The sequence below is a fragment of the Paenibacillus sp. 01T422 genome (assembly GCF_056398785.1).
Map to the genome: position 1 here is coordinate 1 of NZ_JBFTQB010001407.1, position 953 is coordinate 953.

General features: G+C 44.0%; 2 protein-coding genes. Both read right to left on the minus strand.

Annotation, left to right across the window (positions count from 1 at the left end):
* On the minus strand, positions 1–353 hold a 353-nt coding region (locus tag AC1DUA_RS39125; RefSeq protein WP_477504802.1), incomplete at its 3' end, for a M56 family metallopeptidase.
* Between the two features lie 2 nt (positions 354–355).
* Positions 356–739: a penicillinase repressor BlaI gene (gene blaI / locus AC1DUA_RS39130; protein ID WP_477504803.1), complete on the minus strand. Its 384-nt coding sequence runs from the start codon at positions 737–739 to the stop codon at positions 356–358.
* Between the last annotated feature and the right edge of the window lie 214 nt (positions 740–953).

The window sequence follows — 953 nt, forward strand, 5'->3', positions numbered from 1 at the left end:
AATACGACAATACCAAGCAGCCATACATACAGGGAGTATCTGTACAAAATAGTACCTACTGAGTCCACAGCAGCCACTCCCTCTTGCGTTCCGATCTGAACCGCGGAGTCGATTTCGTGAATGCCATCAGAGTAGGATAGCCAATTGTAGATGCTTAAATCGCTTTCCAGGTCCCAGGGTAGGAGCAGTCGCACCATCACCAACAACCACATGAGGTAGTGCCATCTAGGTTTTATCCGTTTATGCAGGAGACGCTGGGTCAGCATGATCAACACTACCGTAATGGCAGCCATGGCTGATACAGACAAAATCCACTCAAAAATACCCTTGAGGAGTTCATTGGTTTGGTTCACTTTCACCCTTTCCTTTCGGACTTATTTTCGAGAATATTTTTTAGTTCTTTAATATCTTCCTCCGAGAGCTGCTCTTCCTTCAAAAAGTTAACCAGCATCGGCTTAAAGGCACCGCCATACATTCTTTTTAGAAAAGAATGCGTCTCTGACTTCACACACTCGCCCTCAGAAACTAAAGGGAAATAGGCATACACTCTGTTTTCTTGCGTAAAAGACAGGGCCTGCTTCTGTGTTAATCGGTTCAACAGGGTTCGGATCGTTTTGGGCTTCCACTCCGTCTGGTCCTGCATAGCATCAATCACTTCATTCGCCGTGCGTGGTGATTGGTTCCAGAGCACCTTCATAACTTCCCATTCGGCATCCGTAATATGAGGGACAGTTTTCACATTGCTACCTCCTTTCCTTGTGGATTACAAGTGTAATACACACTCAGTATTACACTTGTAATCCAATCTTGTCAAGTTCAACGATTGATCGTGAAATAGCGAAAAAGAGCTGTGCCAAAAGTAGATAAATCTACTTGAGGGCAGCCCTCTTTTCTTTAAATTGGACTTATTCTCAAAAAAATAGTTGAGCAGTATGGTTATACCTGCCCAACTA